We start from the raw sequence: 16,344 nt of genomic DNA, 5'->3' as shown, positions 1-16,344 counted from the left end.
TTAGATAAATAAGTTGACGTTACCTTCTTCAGCATCCGCTAAATAAGCTGCAACTCCAGCATAATCAATGTTGTCTAATAACTCTTCTTTTTGTAAACCTAGTAAATCCATTGTCATCGTACATGCAACAAGTTTAATATCTTGTTCTTGTGCCATTTCGATTAACTGTGGTAATGGAACGGCGTTATGCTTTTTCATCACATCTTTAATCATTTTCGGACCCATACCTGCAAAGTTCATTTTTGATAAGCCCATTTTATCAGCACCACGCGGCATCATTTTTCCGAACATTTTTTCCATGAAACCTTTTTTCACTGGTACTAATTCTTCTTTACGTAGTGCGTTTAATCCCCAGAACGTGTGGAAAATCGTTACCTCGTGATCGTAAGCTGCTGCACCGTTTGCGATAATATACGCAGCCATTGCTTTATCATAATCACCGCTAAATAAGACGATTGTTGTTTTTTTCTTTTCCATTGTATGTCCTCCTTGGTGTGTTTACTTATACCTGTATAGGTATATAAGTTTGTAAAAAAATTAGCCTTTTTGAATCCAGAACTTAAATACATTTCCTTCTTCTTCATGTTGTAATAACTCATGGCCACCTGATTTTGCCCATGCTGTTAAATCACTTTTTGCACCTTTATCCGTTGTATGAATTTCTAACACTTGACCTGACTCTAATTCGTTCATTGCTTTTTTTGTTTTCACAATTGGCATTGGACACGCTAATCCTTTTGCATCTAATACTTTATCTACATTCATTTGTATCCCTCCGTGTTTTTGTTTGTTTTATACCTATAGGGGTATATTACCAGTTATAAAAAAAGTTGTCAACACTTTGTTATCGACTTTTTACAAGTAAGTTAACCGCCTCTTTAATCATCTCATCGGCTGGTTGACCGTTTCTTTCCGCTTCTAGTGCGCATTCGACTAAGTTTGAACTAACAATGACACCGACTGTACGATCAACCGCTGAACGAACCGCTGATAACTGGGTAATGATTTCTTTGCAGTCTTTCTCTTCATCCATCATTTTCAAAATACCGCGAAGCTGACCTTCCATACGCTTTAATCGGTTTTTTACTTGCGCATTGTATTCCATAATTAAATGACCCCTTTCTATTTGGTTGTGTTTATGCTTTATATGCTTCTTTACACGTTATTGTTTAATACATTGCAACGTATGATTGCTTTCTACCTATTTTATAAGCAATCCTTTTTAAAAAAATTCCTTTTTTAATAAAGCATATCTTCTTTCTTTTTGTAAGAAGAAGTATTACTGATAATGTTTATTTTATACCCCTATAGGTATAATGTCAACTGTTTATTTGTATTTCCTTTTAAGTTAGTTACTTTTGTTTTCATAAAGCACATCTTCTTTCTTTTTGTAAGAAGAAGTATCGCTGACAATGTTTATTTTATACCCCTATAGGTATAATGTCAACTACTTATTTTACTTTCTTTTTATACGCAGATCATGATGATCTATCGAGACGTTGTAAGTATCAGCAAACTACCGCTTATGGTTGTGCTAGAATGGTCAATATTCATTTCTCATTTCTTTGTAAATAGCTTAAAATTGTAAAATCATTCTACTTTATTAAAGGAATTTCAAGATAAAATTGATGATATATGCCATCTGTTTTTACATATACACGTCCGCCTTGTTGGGTCATTAATTCTTTCACAATTGCTAAACCTAATCCATTACCACCAGATGCTCGACTACGTGAAGAATCAACTCGGTAAAATCGCTCAAAAAGTTGTTCGGATGTATCAGGAGGAATTTCTTGACCTTTACCCGCAACGCAGATTATATAGATACCTTCTTTCTTTTTTCCGCTAATCAATATCGTTGTATCTTCAACTGCATAACGAATAGCGTTGTCCAGTAAATTACCAATCACTTGCTTCATTCGATCTTTTGAGGCCATAATGGATGCCGGTTCAATTAATTTATTTAGTTGTACACTCTGCTTTTTAAGTTGAATGGTATAAAGGTCAATCATTTCATTTATAAGAGGTTTAATGGCACAAGATTCATTTGTGTCATGCCTTTTATACTCAGCCCACTCACGCTCTGACAGTTGATAAAGCTGTTCAATCATTTTTTTTAATCGTTCGGCTTCAGCATGCAACGATGTCAGCACTTGTTTATCTGGTTCGATTACATCATTTTTCAACGCCTCTAAATACCCTGTAAGGTTTGAAAGTGGCGTACGAACTTCATGCGCTAAGTCTGCGGTCATTTGCTTACGAAGTGCCTCACTACGCTTCATTTTAATGATTAAGTGATTAAATTGCTCTGTTAACTGACCAATTTCATTTTGTGTGACAACAGGAATAAGATCTGTATCTTTCTCCTCCCTCATCCGCTTTGTTGCCTCCGAAAGAGTTTGGAGCGGAACGACAATACGCTTTATCCATATGTAGTGAATGATAGCTGCGACGAAGAAAGCAAGAATGCTCGCACGTAACAAATAAAAGTCCATCGTTTCATTAAAAAAAGCTTGACGCTGATCTCCAATCATATTTAGTTCGTTCGCTAACACACACGAAAAATCTTTCACTGACACACCTGCAATCCAAATAACAATTGCAATAACTATAGCGTTAATTGTCGTTAATTCCCAAAAAATCTTTGTTTTCCACACGTTACGACGAGGTTTTTGAATCAAGTTTATATCCCACTCCCCTTACAGTTTGAATTGTCACGCCAAAAAACTCGTTCTGTTTAAGCTTCTCACGAATATTTTTCACATGCACATCAATCGTTCGCTCAAAAATTTCTTTTTCATGAAGAGGATCAATTGCTTGTATTAATTGCTCTCTTGATAACACTTGATTTACATTCAACATTAGCTCTTTCAATAATAAAAATTCAGAGACTGTTAGTTGAAGCTTGTGATGACCTAACCAAATTTCATGCTTTCTCGGTTTTAAAGTAAGTAAACCTATCTCGATTTTTTGACAATGGTGAGTCGCTCGCCGCAACACTGTCTCTACTCTTATTACAAGTTCTTCAGGGCTAAATGGTTTTACGACGTAGTCATCCGCCCCCATTTTCAATCCATTAATTCGGTCTTGTTCATCAATTTTAGCCGTTACCATAATGATGGGTACATCACTTTGATATGTCTCTCGTATGTATTGACACACCTCTTCTCCAGACATTTCAGGTAGCATCAAATCTAAAATAACAAAACATGGATGTTCTCGTTCAAAAACAGCGATTGCTTCCTTCCCTGTTGAAGCGGTAACGACATGAAAACCTGCTTTTTGAAAGTAAATAACCATAAGTTGCTGAAGCATTGCATCATCTTCAACCACTAATAATGTTTTTGACATCAATTTCACCTACTTATTGCTTGCTTTGTATCTGCTCTTCCATCCACTCATACGTCATTGGCCCTATTATCTGTTGCTGAATTAACCCTTCTTCATCAAGAATATAACTTGTTGGAATGGAATACACATTGTATTGATTTGCTATGGTACCTGTTTCATCGAGTGGAATAATAAATGTCAGCCCATATTCTTCTTTAAACCGTTGAATGTCTTCCTTATTCTTTTCAGCTTGAGTTAAGTTAACCGCCACAATCTCAACATTCTCTTTGCCGTACTTCTCATACAGTTTCTGCATATCTGGCATTTCTGCTTTACAAGGCGGACACCACGTTGCCCAGAAGTTTAAGATGACTTTCTTGCCACGATAGTCATTTAAGCGAAAAGATCCACCATCAAGAGTCGTTAACTCAATATTTGGTGGTCGTTGTCCTTCTAACAATCCCATTCCTGGTTGCACTGACGTTGTCGTAAATGGTTGTTGCTCTTCCTTTTTCTTCTCATTCAAGGTCACTTTCGGTTCTCCATATTCTTTATATAGAAAGAAGCCGATCACTGCCACAATTAGCATAAGTAACGACACATTCCATTTCATCTCTTCACTCCTCTGTTTAAAATGTAAACGGCGTAAGCCTTGCAAAATATGAGCTCAATTTTGTCATTTGTCCTGTAAACACAAGCAATCCAAGAATAATCATAATCGAACCATTCACTATCGCAAGCTTTCCTAAGTATCGATTAATCGTTCGAATGATTTTAACAGACTTCGTCATCAAATACGAAATCGTTAAAAAGGGAATACCCATCCCAACTGAATACACAACTAACAGCATCATTCCTTCGCTTAACGTGCCACTTGAACTCGCAAGCAGTAAAATCGATGATAGTGTTAATCCTACGCACGGAGTCCAGCCGCTTCCGAATGCAATACCTAGTAAGACAGACGAAAACCAGCTTTTTGGTTTTTCAAGACGATGATCCCACTTTTTTTCTTTCAATAAAAATGAAAACTGAAACACCCCCAGCATCTGCATTCCAAACACCACAATTAAAATGCCACTTAAATGTTCAATAAGCTGACGATTCATTTGAAAGAATTTCCCTAAAAAGGTAGCTGATGCGCCCATTAAAATAAATACGATGCTAAAGCCAATGACAAAGGCAATTGAGCGTTGAAGAAGCACCTTTTGATCTACGTGTAATTTTTGTTCTTGAATACTCCCACCCGTTAAGTGCGATAAATAAGCAGGGAGAATAGGGAAAATACAAGGAGAAAAAAATGATAATACCCCTGCTCCTAATGCAATCCATAACGATAATTGTTCCATCTCTTCACCTTCTTTATTTTTTACTTCTTTTGATTGTAAAGCGCAATTGTTAAATTTTGATGAAGAACAGAAAAAGAGGGTGGGACACAATGAAATAACTTCTTTTCAAAGACGAACAATGCCGTTTCTATTATCGTTAGGTTACAACAACAAGTTCGTTCCATTTCGCTCCTGTCACTCGCTTTCCGCGGGGAGGAAGCTGAGCCTCCTCGTTCCTGTGGGGTCTCAGCCTTTCCTCTATTTCCCGCAGGAGTCGAGTGTCCTACGCTCCATTCCACTATTCTTTTAAACTTGTTTTAATCAAAAAACACCCGAACTATAAATTGTTCGGGTGTCTTATTGACTGAAACACTTATGTTCTAGCCTCTTTCATCGATGGTTATTTTTTTGGAAACACAGATGAATATAATTTATAGCCACCATCTAGGTTTTTCACCTTAAAGCCGTTTTCCATTAAAATACGTGAAGCTAAATAGCCACGCAAGCCGACTTGACAAGTGATATAAAGATCTTTATCGGTAGGCACTTCACTTAAACGTTCGCGTAATTCATTGACGGGAATATTAACAGAGCCGCTGATAGCACCGCGTGCCACTTCTTTTTCATCACGAACGTCAATTAAATAGCCCCCATTTGCCACAACCTCATCAATTTCATGCCATTGAACGGTTTCAACTGTGCCTTCAATGATATTCGTTGCGACATACCCTGCCATATTAACCGGATCTTTTGCTGAGGAGAATGGTGGTGCATACGCTAATTCTAAGTCAGGTAATGCTTGAACCGTTAATCCACCTTTTATCGCGGTCGCAATGACGTCAATTCGTTTATCAACCCCTTCTTTTCCAATCGCTTGTGCACCGTAAATTTCGCCTGTTTCTTTGTTAAAGATAAGCTTTAACGTCATTTGAGAGGCACCTGGATAATACCCTGCATGATTATTCGGGTGAACGTGCACCACTTCATACGGCACACCAATTCGTTTTAGCGTTTTTTCATTGTTACCGGTTGCTGCGACCGTTAAGTCAAAAACTTTCGCAATGGATGTTCCCATCGTTCCGTTATAACGCACGTTTTTCCCATGAATATGATCTGCAACGAGGCGACCTTGGCGATTTGCTGGCCATGCAAGCGGCACAAATGTTTCAAACCCATTCACAAAGTCTTTTACCTCAATCACATCTCCAACTGCATAAATCGATGAATCCGACGTTTGTAAATGCTCATTCACTTTAATCGCACCACGTAAGCCGAGGTCTAACCCCGCATCACGTGCAAGTGTATTTTCAGGTTGAACACCAATTGCTAAAATAATCATATCCGTTTCAAGCTCTTTACCACTCGTTAAACGAACAATCTTTCCTTGTTGTTCAAATGAGTGCACACCGTCTTCTAATACAAGATTCACACCGTGCTCACGCATATGTGTATGAACGATTTGTGCCATTTCCACATCAATCGGTGCCATCACTTGATTGGCCATTTCAACAAGTGTTACATCAATGCCTCGCTCTATTAGGTTTTCAGCCATTTCAACTCCGATAAACCCCCCGCCGATAACGACTGCACGCTTTGGCTTTTCGCTATCTACGTAGTGTTTAATTCGATCTGTGTCAGGTACATTGCGTAACGTAAATAGTGCGCTCGCTTCAGAAAGACCTGGGATTGGTGGTACAATTGGTGTTGAGCCTGGTGATAAGATGAGTATATCATATGATTCGTCGTACTCTTCTCCTGTTTCAACATGACGAGCAGTCACAGTTTTTTCATCACGATTAATGCGAACAATTTCTGTTAAGTTGCGAATGTCCATATTGAATCGCTTTGACATCCCCTCTACCGTTTGGACAAGCAACTTGCTTCGCTCCTCAATTACTTCACCAATATAATAAGGTAACCCACAGTTTGCGAATGAAATATACTCTCCTCGCTCAAACATCACAATATGATTTTTTTCACTTAAACGACGTAATCGAGCAGCCGCAGAAGCCCCTCCTGCAACGCCTCCAACAATTAAAATCTTTTTCATTTCATAATCCCCCTCGAAACTAAAAATACCTATAGGGGTATAATAACAAATAAACAAAAAGTGCGAAAGTCTTTTTATTATACTTTCACACTTTTGTCATAACTAGCGTACCGCACAGCGATTCGGACCAATCTCCATTTCACGCTTTTCTTCGTTATCTGGACTGATTTTCCCCATATTTACTTGACGAATGTCTTGATATGCGTTTGGCTGAGGCGGTAAATTTTCGGTCACAAGACTTCTAAATTCCCCTTCGCTTGCAATCGATAGACCATGATTTTCACGATATAAAATGCCAAGCCTCTCTCCTACACTGCCATCTGCATTCATTTCTTTGCTCGTCATAAAGTGGGCAGGTAACACGAGTAAATCATCAGTTAGTTCCTTGTAGCGGTTATAAAGGGTTGTACGTAAATCCCCCACCCAGTCTTCTGCTTTACCCGCTAAGTCCGGGCGACCGATAGAGTCAATAAATAAAATATCGCCTGTTAACAAATATTGATCATCCACTACAAATGACGTACTACCAATCGTGTGCCCTGGTGAATAAATCGCTTTAATGGTCGTATCTCCCACTTTGTATTCATCACCATCTTGTAACGGTGTGTACTCAAATGTAACTTCTTCGGCATCTTTTGGTGGTAAATAGTAAATAGCCCCCATCTTTTCTGCTAGTTCTCGGCCACCTGAGATGTGGTCTGCGTGAAGGTGTGTATCGAGTACATGTTTAATTTTGATATTGTGTTGGGAAATAAACGATTCGTATTGATCCAACATGCGATTCGTATCAATGATTGCTCCTTCACCATTTGATTCAATGATGTAAGATAAACATCCTTTTCCAACACGGACAAATTGATAAATTGCTCCGTTTTTGACATGCCCAATTTTCACAGGCTCTAAATGTTCACTCCATGCTTTCATCCCACCTTCAACTGAATACACGTTGTCATATCCTGCTTCTGCGATTTGCTCGGCTACCATTTGCGATGATCCACCTTTTGCACAAATCACATAAATCGGATCACTTTTCGGTAAGTCGTTTACGATTGGATCAATACCTTCCATTAAGTCAAAATACGGTGTATTCATAATATGAACATGCTTCCCTTCGACTTTCCAATCATCAAATGCATCTTTATTTCGCACGTCTAAGATAAACAGATTTTCATGGTTTAAAATCTTTTTTGTTAGTTCTTTTACTGAAATGTGGTTTACAGTTGCCACGACCTTCACCTCGTTCAATCGAATTTTCCTTGCTTAGTTTATACTGTCTTGTTTACATGTATACCTGTTTAGGTATACATGTAAACAAAAAGAATGGAACATAGAGACAAACTTCAAAAAAGTAGATTTACATGCAAAAGCCCGCGCCTCTCTATCCATTGTTATTAATGGATGTTGTCGGCACGGGCTTTTGTAGGCTAAGTCAAACAGCGGCATTCTACCCCTTTTGACTCAAGTTCCTTTACGTTCGCTTCCTCGCAATTAAAATTGACAATTGAAAGACGGTCATCGGGAGCGACTGCCTTCTTCTACACGCTAAATATTTCGGTTCCCACCTCGTTGCGAATTTTTCTTTGTACCGTCGGATGCCATCAAATTGGTACAAGTAATGACCGTGACGATAAATGTTAGCGGCTACCTTTTCATCTAAAAAGGCGTACTTATTGCGGCCTACATTCGATAATGGGGCCATGCCTAAGTGAAACGCACGATAGCCTTGCTCTTTCGCATACTGAATGGCAGATAAAAACATCATATCCATCGTTCCATTTGGGGTTTCACTTTTATGACGCATTAAATCAACCGATATCGTCTCGTGTTCATCATACATTGGTACAAGGTTCATAAAAGCAATGATGTCACCCTCTTCATTTGAAAGCGTCGCAAGTTGTGATTTCTGTAAATAATTACAGTCAAAGAAACCGAGTGAGAACCCTTTTTCACGTCGATTGCCGAGCCATTCATCGGACACGACTTTTAACTGATGCATGAATTCTTTTGAAAACGGTGGGTCGTGAACGGTGAACGTGTGGCCACTTTTAGCGAATTTATTTAACACAGTGCGCAAGTTGGTTTTCTTTTTACCAACTAACGTGAATTCATCAAGGTCTACATATGCTTCTTCACCAAGTTTGAAAAATTGACAGCCATTTTCGTGATAAAGCGGTAGGTGTTTCGCTTCGACTTGATAAAACACAGGTGTTAATCCACGTACATCAGCATATTCATGCAGTTCACGAATGGCCTTTGGGAATGCTTTTTCATTTCCAATTGGATCGCCAAGCACGACTAATTTATTAGAGATTGTCGAAAACATAAAAAACACTTGTTGATCACTTGACCAAAAAAACTCTTTATCACGTAAAAACGCAAAGTGTGTTAACACATTTCCTTTATTTTTTTCTAAAAACGAAACAAGTTCTTCTTCATTAGCATCAGGCTTTTGCTTTTTAGTCATTAAAAACCGAAAACCTGTAAGATTAAATAAAAGTGCTAAAACAAACCCAATCACCGCTGTCATCACTAAATCAGCAGGCTGTTTCACTAATACACTTTCAATTTGTGGTGGTAACAATCGCTTCGGTTGATTTATATATCCAATCGCCACGTACGAGACAAGTGACGCAATCGTAACTGCACTCATTGTTAAAAAGCCAGTCCATGAATACGGATAGCTTTTTCGATAAAAACGCTTCTTAGAAAATCGCAGTAAAAGAGCGATGACGAGTAAAAACAACGCTTCTTCAAAGTCTAATCCTTTCGAAAACGTAAATACCGCACCGCTTAGTAATACGATATACGTTAATTTGTAAGCGGGTTTTACTTTTAAATAAATGCTTCGTGACAACAGTAAAAGCGAAATCCCCGCTGTAACGGATAATTGATTCGATACATTTAAAATCGTTTCTGATAATACTTTTTCAGCAATCGTGATGCGCTCAATTACACCTGGAGTAGCAGCTGACCCTAATAAAATGAGGCCACTTACAAATACTAAAAATGAAAGCATCCAATGGCTTACATTTGGAATGACACGTTCAGGAATTAATCTATACTTTTTTAATGACTGCCCAAACTTCGACTGAACAATCACGTCTTTTACTTCATTGATTCCTAATAAGCTCATGTTAACTCCTTTAATTTCGGTAATGAAAAATTGTGCTTATTCTCATTGTATCTAAATCAATTAATCCGTCAAATCCTCATCGTCTTGAAACAAGTGATGAAGCATTCGCTCTCTATTTTCAAGAAAATATTTTGTGATTTGATAATGATCCGTGTCTTCATACTGCACTTCGCTAATTTCTCCGTCATCGAAGCTTAGAATTTGCGCATTGGGATAGCCAAGTAAGATTGGTGAATGGGTTGCAATGATAAATTGGACGTTGTTTCCCTTTGTTAAGTCGTGAATGATTTTTAGTAGGGCTAACTGTCTCGCTGGTGATAGCGCGGCCTCGGGCTCATCTAATAGATAAATCGCTTTTTCGTTAAAGCGATTTGTAAATAATGATAAAAAAGATTCTCCATGTGATTGTTCATGAAGTGATTTACCACCATATGAACCGTACACATCGAACCCTGGCTCTTCTTTTTGAAGTTGATCAAGATAAGAGGCAAAGTGATAAAACGATTCAGCACGGAGAAAGAAACCACTCTTTATCTTCGGCATCCATGACAAGCGAATGTAGGAGCTTAACGCAGATTCACTTGCATGCACATCATAAACATTATTTTGATTACCACCTGATAAATTAAATCCACACTGATCGGCAATCGCTTCAAGTAAAGTCGATTTCCCAGAACCATTTTCTCCGACAAAAAATGTGACGTTTTTTGTAAACTGTAGCTCTTTAAACTGTTGAATGGTCGGAATTGAAAATGGATATGTGGAATACGAGGAGATTTTTTCTTTTAGTAACGTCACTCGTTTTAAAAACATAGAACGAACCCTTTCTTTTTTTAAAAAATACATGAATGAGTAACAATCATCCATGTGTTTTTTGTTTTTGATCACTTTAAGTAAGATGAAGCAATATAACCGACTACTTTGTTATCTGATGTACGAACTGGGTACCAAACGAATTTGTTTTCTTTTTGTTCATTCTTTTCATAAACAAAAGGACCAGCAATCGTCAATTTCGTTCCACTTGCAAGTTTTCCGACAGCTTGAGATTCTGTCGTGGCTTCTTTTCTCACATTCACTTCTGAAGCAGTTACCGTCACTTCATCGCCTTTTTTAAACTTATACGTCGTCTTGTTCATCGGTTGAGATAGTGTGTAGGCTTTCTTCACAAATTTAATGCTTTCTGTACTGTTACGGTCATAGTCAAAGTCCGCAGGTGTAAAGCCAAAATCTGCAAACGTTCGATTGCCCCATAAGCTATCTTGTAAAATACGCGCGAATACTTGTTCTTGATACGCTTTTGTATTCTTATTACCTGTTAGTTGTTCAGTTGGGCTATTGACGGGTTTAATGCCGTTATACGCCATCACCGCAAAGTACCAGCTTTCCATGTCATCACGACTTGCTCCTGTTACTTTAGGTAAGGAAGTGGAATTGTACTTTTCATTTAAAATCGCAATACCTGCTTCAATGTTATACTGAATGTCTGTTTTTAACTTCTGTTCATCGTATCCAGGGTGATTTGTAATTTGCATGATGCCAATTCCACCATCGTCTGATGCGACAGGCGTGCCATCTGAATTAAATTGAGTCCATTTCCCACTTTCTTGTGTTGCAACTGCTTTTACTACTTCAGGTGGAATGTTTTCTTTTAGTGCTGCTTCTGTTAATAACGCATTGATTTGCTGATAAGATGGATTTGTATTCGGTTTTACAGAACCTTTGTTTATCGCACGATCCACAAACGACGCAAATTGACCTCGTGTTACGTTTCCTTTTGGGTTAAACTTCTCCACATTCGTTATACCGTTTTCTGATAATATCGTAATATAGCGACGATACTCATCATCAAATGCTTCGTGTAAATCGGTTACTTTGCTTGTCGCACCAGAAACTCTCTCTAACTTAAACGTCTCGACTAACACTTTCGCCATTTGCTGACGCGTAATATTATTTTTCCATTTTAATTCCCCATTTGAGCCAGTAAAGATGCCTTTTTCTTTCATTTCATACGCCGCTGTTACGAGTTCCGAATCTTGGCCATTAGCTGGAACGTCAGCGAACACTTGTTGCATTTTCCCGTCACCTGGTAAATAGCGAGCGAAAATCTTTGAAACTTGTCCGCGTGTAATCGAGTTTTCAGGACGGAATGTTCCGTTCTCATATCCATTAATTAACCCACGCTCTGTCAGACGATCTATCGCTTCTTTATGTGTATGATTCGTTGACACATCCGTAAAACTAGCTGCTTGCGCAGGTAATGTCGAACCTGCTAACCAAACTGTTGCAACAGCTGAAATAGCAAGTGATTTCACTACACGTCTCATTTGTTTCCCCTCCAAAACTACTAAACTTCATCAATATAACTCTACTAAACAAATCTACCATAACATGGAATAAGATAAAAGATTAAACTCCGGAGCATATCCCACTTCCTCAATCCCCTCCTTCAAAGGTTCACCTATAACGAAGAGGCCATGACAGCTCTACCGTCATGGCCTCTTCGTTACATCAATCCATCATATTGGGTTGTTAACTCTTTTCCCACCTTATTTCGATCCACGCCTTCTCGAATGTACATGTTAATTAAACGAGTAAGAACCGAGACACCTTCTACAACGTATGGACCTTTGTTTAACATAATGCATTGCGTATGATTCGCCATCACTGCATCTGTGATTTCGGCGCGGGACGGAATTCCTTTTTTCAGTAACCGATCTAGCACTTGAGTCGCCCAGATGACGGGCACATGAGCAGCTCGGCACATTGATAAAATTTCTTGTTGGACATACGCTAAATGTTCAAATCCGACCTCGACCGCTAAGTCACCGCGCGCAATCATCACGCCGAAATTTTCGTGATCAAGTCCTTCTAATAAAATGCGGCCGAGATGATGAATGGCATCTTTCGTTTCAATTTTTGCGACAATCGGCAAATGACCAGCCGATAATTTAGTAAGCTCTGCTCGCAAATCCATCAAGTCTTTCGGTGAATGTACAAATGAAAGCCCAACAATATCCGCATGTTGCACAATAAACGGTAAATCATCGATGTCTTTTTTCGTTAAAGCCGTCACATTTAAACTAGGAAGCGAATCAGGCAAGTTAAATCCATTCCCTTCACGTACTTTTCGAGCTTTAACAGATGGATGCAAAATGTTTACATCAATAAAAGCAGACGTTTTATAGGAAACGATGCCGTGAACTTTTCCATCATCAATAAAAATACGATCGCCTACTTTTACGTTTTTAAACGCACTTGGCAAGGTTACTGTTACCGTCGGACTATCATTGTTATAGTGATGAAAGTGATAGTCATATAATTGCAAACGAAGTGTGTCTCCCTTTTTCACTTCAATGATTTCAGGAACGGAGACGAGAGAACGTACCACCATTTCAACTGTATCATGATGAAGAATCGTTCCTTCATCTACATAGGCTATGTCGTGAAGATGCACTTTGATGCAATTTTTATCGATTTTCTCAACGACTGTCACACTCCTTGCTTTTCCTCGTGTGTCAACAAAGTGCAGCTCATCTCCTTCTGTTATGTATTGAAGAGATGACGTTGCGCGCACAGCAAGCGTAAACGTTTTAAAGGGACTATCTGATTGTGCATGAATCATGGTATTTTCCGCTTCTGTATTAATATACCCTTCGACAGCACCTAACTTATGGCCATAAACATCACGTGGAATGGATAACTTAACTGGCGCAGTAGTCTGTCGAACAGGTCCAACACGAATTTTAGGTCCACCTAAATCCATGTAAATTTTACAGCTTACATGCTTTCCGTCTTGTTGGAGATTTTGTTCAGCTTCACGAATGCGATCAATGAGCGCTTTCCATATTGATGGAGAATCGTGGGCACAGTTAATTCTTGCGACATTCATACCGTGTAAAAGCAATCGTTCCATTAATCCATGTTCACTTACCATTGTCGCATCCATTGTAACCATAATAAACGGAGCAGCGCTGCTTCCAAACATATTTATTGTACGCTCTCGTAGCACCGCAGTAGCTTCATCGTTTGTTGGACAAGTAAATATAGACGGAGGTGATAATTTCACTCCGATATGATGAGAAAGCTGATGAAAATACGTCATCACATTCGTTTCTGCAGCACTTAAATCTGCTAATCCTTCTTTTTGTAGAAGACGTTGAAGTCTAGAAAGATTGATCTCTCTTAAAGCTAAAAATGCCAGTAAGTTATCTCGACTACATGACTCTTTTTCAGACGAAGAAAAAGGCATCATGCTCGTTATTTTTTGAGACAATTGATTGTAAAGATGAAGAATGGATTGAGTCATTTCTTCTCGTTGTGGAACGTGTTCCTTTTCCATCTCACTTCCTCCATTCATTTTTTCTCTGTCTATATTGTATTCGTTTAAAAGAAGGAGTATGTTACATAGTAAAAAGATGAGTTAACTAGAGAACAAACGGCTCTGTTCAACTCATCTTTTGTTCATTTCCAAACATATAAAGCTTCGTACGCATACTAACCCCTAACACAATGCCAATGGCCATCATATTCGTTAAAAGAGCACTTCCTCCATAGCTAATAAGCGGCAGCGCTAGTCCTGTTACAGGCATAAGCCCAATGGTCATGGCGATATTTTGATAGATTTGAAATGTCAATAGGCCGATGACACCCGCTACTAAATATGTAGCAAAAAGCGTATTCGCCTCAAAAGCAATCACAACCATGCGATACAGCATTATAAAATAAATAGCTAGTAAAACGGCTGCACCAACAAAGCCAAACTCTTCACCAATGACTGCAAAAATAAAATCAGTATGAGCCTCCGGAATACGTCCACTTTGAACTTGAATTCCGTTTGTAAATCCTGTTCCTTTCACTTGACCAGACCCAATTCCTAGTAACGATTGAGTAAGTTGATATCCGTAATTTGACGCATGTTCATGCGGATTGAGCCATCCATAGATTCGATCGAGCTGATGCGATTTGATGATTTTGCTAAATACATCAAAATAATGATTGTGCAAGAATACAAGAAAGCCAATGCCCGCAACAATACTTGCGACGATTAACCCAATCATCTTCATTGAGATACCTGATACAAGAATAAGGGTTAATGCAATAGAACCTATCACAAGTGCCGTTCCAAGGTCAGGCTGTTGCAAGATAAGAAAAAAGGGAACAATGCTGACAACTCCTACTAACAACACAATGGAAATACTTTGTTTAAAAGAAAAACGAGTCGCGCGGTGTTTACTCAGTTTACTTAAAATCGTGGCAAGTAGAATGATAAGAAAGATTTTCATAAATTCAGAGGGTTGTAGTAAAAAACCTCCTAAATTGATCCAACGCTGTGAGCCATTTTTATATGTACCAAAAAAATGGACTAAAATGAGCAGAAATAAGCCAATGCCATAAAGAGGCCAAGCAAGGTTCGGTAAAAGCTCATAATCAAACTTCATCACCACATACATAAGAATACCGCCAATCACATACCAAGCAAATTGACGTTTCACATAAAAATAAGGGTCTTGTACTTGATATTGTCCAGAACCACTATATACAGCAAGCAGGCTATAAATGAACAGTAACAGAAGCATAAAAAGTAATACGGAGTCAACAGTGAAGGAGTGTCGTTGTGTAGGTTTCATTTCATTACCTCCTTTTCATGAGTGTTTATTTTTTCTAAAGCGGTAGGCCTTTTCGAACACCCATCGTATCATATCGAAATTGACTGTAAAAGAGATAAGAACTAATTTTTTCTTTCTTTTCAAATTCACCTATGTCATTTCTTATTTAATAGAATTCATAGAATCTGATAGAGTGTATAAGAGGATAAAATCGACGTAAACTGAAGAAAAAATTTTTCCACATGCAACATCCCTTGCTTCTCTGTCCATTGTTATGACTGAATTTTAAAGGCAAGGGATGTTCCGGACGGAGCCAAACAGAGGTTTTTTTCCTCTTTTGTCCCTATCCTTTTGTCATATTAGTCTTCTTTCTCAACTTTTAACACTTTGCCTGTAGAAGCATCAATCGTTACTTCAAATACTTGGTTTTGTGATTTAACATCCACTTCATACACCTGTACACCATTTTCTGTATCAAGCTCCACTTTTACTACTGTACCAGGTACTTGCTTAAGCGCGATTTCTTTTGCTTGCGCTTCAGTGATTTGCCTTTGAGTAACCTCTACATTAGAAGTAGAAGCGCTTGCTACTGAAAAAGCTGAAAACGTTAATGTTGTGGCTACCACACATGCAGATGCAACTTTTACATATGTTGATTTCATATTTATCATCTCCTTTCATCGACCATATGTTTCCAAAAACAATCGTTCATTATACCTTTCTTTTCAATCACTTTTGATCCTAATCAAAAAAACGTTGGCAACACACTTATTCTTTGCTAGAATAAAATTATTGAAATAGGCGATGGAGTTCGCCACTAACTGCCAACGAGCTAATGACTCCTTCCAGTGAAGATCTGAAATGATCTGTCCCTGGGAGGAGTCTCTTTGTTTTTAAACG

At 38.4% G+C, this 16,344-nt stretch carries 15 protein-coding genes and 1 riboswitch; all 15 genes read right to left on the bottom strand.

Going from position 1 to position 16,344, the window contains the following annotated elements:
• Entirely contained in the window at nt 1-477 is a 477-nt protein-coding gene (locus DIS06_RS03250; RefSeq protein ID WP_110111834.1) for a DsrE/DsrF/DrsH-like family protein, read from the bottom strand.
• A gap of 60 nt (nt 478-537) precedes the next feature.
• A complete protein-coding gene (locus tag DIS06_RS03245) occupies nt 538-765 on the bottom strand; it encodes a sulfurtransferase TusA family protein (RefSeq protein ID WP_110111833.1) in 228 nt (75 codons plus the stop codon).
• 79 nt (nt 766-844) lie between these two features.
• The gene (locus DIS06_RS03240; protein ID WP_110111832.1) at nt 845-1,105 is read right to left on the bottom strand and encodes a metal-sensitive transcriptional regulator; all 261 of its coding nucleotides are present in this window, start codon (nt 1,103-1,105) and stop codon (nt 845-847) included.
• Between the two features lie 490 nt (nt 1,106-1,595).
• Entirely contained in the window at nt 1,596-2,681 is a 1,086-nt protein-coding gene (locus DIS06_RS03235; protein ID WP_110111831.1) for a sensor histidine kinase, read from the bottom strand.
• On the bottom strand, nt 2,659-3,351 hold the full coding sequence (locus tag DIS06_RS03230; RefSeq protein ID WP_110111830.1) for a response regulator transcription factor: 693 nt from the start codon (nt 3,349-3,351) through the stop codon (nt 2,659-2,661). The genes DIS06_RS03235 and DIS06_RS03230 overlap by 23 nt, the downstream gene beginning before the upstream one ends.
• A gap of 13 nt (nt 3,352-3,364) precedes the next feature.
• A complete protein-coding gene (locus DIS06_RS03225) occupies nt 3,365-3,943 on the bottom strand; it encodes a peroxiredoxin family protein (RefSeq protein ID WP_110111829.1) in 579 nt (192 codons plus the stop codon).
• Between the two features lie 16 nt (nt 3,944-3,959).
• Nucleotides 3,960-4,676: a cytochrome c biogenesis CcdA family protein gene (locus tag DIS06_RS03220; RefSeq protein ID WP_110111828.1), complete on the bottom strand. Its 717-nt coding sequence runs from the start codon at nt 4,674-4,676 to the stop codon at nt 3,960-3,962.
• Between the two features lie 379 nt (nt 4,677-5,055).
• Complete coding sequence (gene cdr, locus DIS06_RS03215; protein ID WP_110111827.1) at nt 5,056-6,705, bottom strand: CoA-disulfide reductase; 1,650 nt, start codon at nt 6,703-6,705, stop codon at nt 5,056-5,058.
• Between the two features lie 102 nt (nt 6,706-6,807).
• Nucleotides 6,808-7,932, bottom strand: coding sequence for an MBL fold metallo-hydrolase (locus tag DIS06_RS03210; protein ID WP_110111826.1), 1,125 nt, complete (start codon nt 7,930-7,932; stop codon nt 6,808-6,810).
• 241 nt (nt 7,933-8,173) lie between these two features.
• Complete coding sequence (mprF, locus tag DIS06_RS03205) at nt 8,174-9,838, bottom strand: bifunctional lysylphosphatidylglycerol flippase/synthetase MprF (RefSeq protein ID WP_110111825.1); 1,665 nt, start codon at nt 9,836-9,838, stop codon at nt 8,174-8,176.
• A 60-nt stretch (nt 9,839-9,898) separates the two neighbouring features.
• Complete coding sequence (locus DIS06_RS03200; RefSeq protein ID WP_110111824.1) at nt 9,899-10,651, bottom strand: AAA family ATPase; 753 nt, start codon at nt 10,649-10,651, stop codon at nt 9,899-9,901.
• 71 nt (nt 10,652-10,722) lie between these two features.
• Nucleotides 10,723-12,162 carry an S-layer homology domain-containing protein gene (locus DIS06_RS03195; RefSeq protein WP_110111823.1) on the bottom strand — a complete coding sequence of 480 codons (1,440 nt, stop codon included), beginning with the start codon at nt 12,160-12,162 and terminating at the stop codon, nt 10,723-10,725.
• A 179-nt stretch (nt 12,163-12,341) separates the two neighbouring features.
• A complete protein-coding gene (locus DIS06_RS03190) occupies nt 12,342-14,177 on the bottom strand; it encodes a pyruvate kinase (protein WP_162595859.1) in 1,836 nt (611 codons plus the stop codon).
• Nucleotides 14,178-14,283: 106 nt separating this feature from the next.
• On the bottom strand, nt 14,284-15,465 hold the full coding sequence (gene rodA / locus DIS06_RS03185; RefSeq protein WP_110111821.1) for a rod shape-determining protein RodA: 1,182 nt from the start codon (nt 15,463-15,465) through the stop codon (nt 14,284-14,286).
• Nucleotides 15,466-15,803: 338 nt separating this feature from the next.
• Complete coding sequence (locus DIS06_RS03180) at nt 15,804-16,106, bottom strand: PepSY domain-containing protein (RefSeq protein WP_162595858.1); 303 nt, start codon at nt 16,104-16,106, stop codon at nt 15,804-15,806.
• 129 nt (nt 16,107-16,235) lie between these two features.
• A riboswitch (Fluoride riboswitch) is annotated at nt 16,236-16,296 on the top strand.
• The last annotated feature ends 48 nt before the right edge of the window (nt 16,297-16,344 follow it).

The sequence above is a fragment of the Bacillus sp. CGMCC 1.16541 genome (assembly GCF_003184905.1).
Lineage (GTDB): Bacteria > Bacillota > Bacilli > Bacillales > Bacillaceae_H > Priestia.
This window is presented reverse-complemented; position numbering and strand designations above follow the sequence as displayed.